General features: G+C 61.9%; 3 protein-coding genes. All 3 read right to left on the bottom strand.

Features of this window, described 5'->3' with window-relative positions; all coding sequences use genetic code 11:
- Window positions 1-491 (bottom strand): 2Fe-2S iron-sulfur cluster-binding protein (locus VMR39_RS18135; protein WP_325417659.1); only part of this gene is annotated, 491 nt, incomplete at its 3' end.
- Between the two features lie 2 nt (window positions 492-493).
- On the bottom strand, window positions 494-1,828 hold the full coding sequence (gene nuoF, locus VMR39_RS18140; protein ID WP_325417661.1) for an NADH-quinone oxidoreductase subunit NuoF: 1,335 nt from the start codon (window positions 1,826-1,828) through the stop codon (window positions 494-496).
- On the bottom strand, window positions 1,825-2,403 hold a 579-nt coding region (locus tag VMR39_RS18145; protein WP_325417663.1), incomplete at its 5' end, for an NAD(P)H-dependent oxidoreductase subunit E. The genes VMR39_RS18145 and nuoF, both read right to left, overlap by 4 nt.

The following is a 2,403-nucleotide window of genomic DNA, read 5'->3' on the forward strand; positions in this document are numbered from 1 at the left end:
GGCACGCCCGCGACTTCCTCTGCAAAGCGTACGCAACGGGTACACTGGATGCAGCGGGTCATGACCGTCTTGACGATCGGACCCATATTCTTTTCGGTGACGGCGCGCTTATTCTCGTCATAGCGCGACGAGCCACGGCCATAGGCCACCGACTGGTCCTGAAGGTCGCACTCGCCACCTTGGTCACAGATCGGGCAATCGAGCGGGTGGTTGATGAGCAGGAACTCCATCACCCCTTCGCGGGCCTTCTTGACCATTTCGCTGTCGGTGCGAATTTCCTGGCCTTCGGTGGCCGGAAGCGCGCACGAAGCCTGGGGCTTGGGCGGTCCGGGCTTCACTTCGACCAGGCACATGCGGCAATTGCCGGCGATGGAAAGGCGCTCATGATAGCAGAAACGGGGGATTTCCTTCCCCGCCTGCTCGCAAGCCTGGAGGACTGTGGCGCCCGCCGGGACTTCGAGTTCTACGCCGTCTACTTTGACCTTCGGCATGGTTACTCCGCTGCCTCCATGACGGGGGCACTACCCTTGTTCTCGTTGATCCGGCGCTCGATTTCCGGCCGGAAGTGCCGGATCAGCCCCTGGATCGGCCATGCCGCCGCGTCGCCGAGCGCGCAAATGGTGTGGCCTTCAACCTGCTTGGTCACCTGGAAAAGCATGTCGATTTCGCTCTGCTCGGCGTCGCCGGTGCGCAGCCGCTCCATCACCCGCCACATCCAGCCGGTGCCTTCACGGCACGGCGTACACTGGCCGCAGCTCTCATGCTTGTAGAAGTAGGAGAGACGCGAAATGGCGCGGACGATGTCGGTCGACTTGTCCATGACGATGACGGCGGCGGTGCCAAGGCCCGAGCCAAGCGCACGCAGGCCGTCGAAATCCATCGGCGCGTCCATGATTTCCTTGGCAGGAACCAGAGGCACCGACGAACCGCCCGGAATGACCGCAAGCAGATTGTCCCAGCCGCCCCGGATGCCGCCGCAATGGCGGTCGATCAGTTCCCGAAACGGGATCGACATCGATTCCTCGACGACGCAGGGCTTGTTCACATGGCCGCTGATCTGAAACAGCTTCGTGCCGCGGTTATTCTCGCGACCGAAGCCGTTGAACCACGCCGCGCCGCGACGCAGGATCGTCGGGCTGACCGCGATCGATTCCACATTGTTCACGGTGGTCGGGCAGCCATAGAGACCCGCGCCCGCCGGGAAAGGCGGCTTCAGGCGGGGCTGGCCCTTCTTGCCTTCGATGCTTTCAATCTGCGCGGTTTCCTCGCCGCAGATATAAGCGCCGGCGCCGCGATGGACAAACACGTCGAAATCATAGCCAGACCCGCAGGCATTCTTGCCGATAAAGCCTTTTTCATAGGCCTGTTCGACGGCGGCAAAGAGAACTTTCGCTTCGTAGATGAACTCGCCACGGATGTAGATGTAGGCGGCGCGCGCGCGCATCGCGAAACCGGCGATGAGCGCACCCTCGATCAGCTTGTGCGGATCGTGGCGGATGATTTCGCGGTCCTTGCACGAACCCGGCTCGGATTCATCGGCGTTGATAACAAGAAAGCTCGGACGGCCATCCTTGCTTTCCTTGGGCATGAAGCTCCACTTCATGCCGGTCGGGAAGCCGGCGCCGCCACGGCCGCGCAGGTTCGACGCCTTGATGGTGTCGATGATCGCGTCCTGGCCGATTTCCATCAGCTTTTTGGTGTTGTCCCAATCGCCGCGCTTCATGGCGGCGTCGATGCCCCAATCCTGAAAGCCGTGGACGTTGGTGAAGATGCGGTCCTTATCGGCCAGCGGGCCAACAAAAGGTGCTGGAGCGGGTGCGTCGGTCATGCCCAATCCCCCCGATAGTCGTGATTTTCCGTAACCATCTCCTTGAGAGTGGTCGGGCCGCCTTCAGGCGCGCTCGTCTGACGGTCGATCTGCGGGCCGATCTTGGGTTGACCGCCAGCGGCCAGCGTCTCGAGGACAGCGCTCATGCTGTCATAGGTCAGATCTTCGTAGTTATCGTCGTTGATCTGGACCATCGGCGCATTGGCGCAGGCGCCAAGGCATTCGACTTCGGTCAGAGTGAACAGGCCATCGGGGGTCGTACCGCCCTTGACCAGACCCTTGTTCTTGCAGGCGGCGAACACGTCATCAGACCCACGCAGCATGCACGGCGTCGTGCCGCAGACCTGCACATGGTAGCGACCGACCGGCGCGAGATTGTACATTGTGTAGAAAGTCGCGACTTCATACACGCGCATATACGGCATATCGAGCTGACGCCCGATATATTCCATCACCGGCACGGGCAGCCAGCCATTGGTCTGCGTTTCCGCACCGACCTGACGCTGGGCGAGATCGAGCAGCGGCATCACCGCCGACTGCTGGCGACCGGCGGGATAGCGCGCGATGACCTTCTT

The sequence above is a fragment of the Sphingobium sp. genome (assembly GCF_035511395.1).
Classification (GTDB): Bacteria; Pseudomonadota; Alphaproteobacteria; order Sphingomonadales; family Sphingomonadaceae; genus Sphingobium.

Bases quoted from the DNA above. Each gene is read 5' to 3' on its own strand.
- nuoF (WP_325417661.1), bottom strand. From the start codon at position 1,828: ATGACCGACGCACCCGCTCCAGCACCTTTTGTTGGCCCGCTGGCCGAT.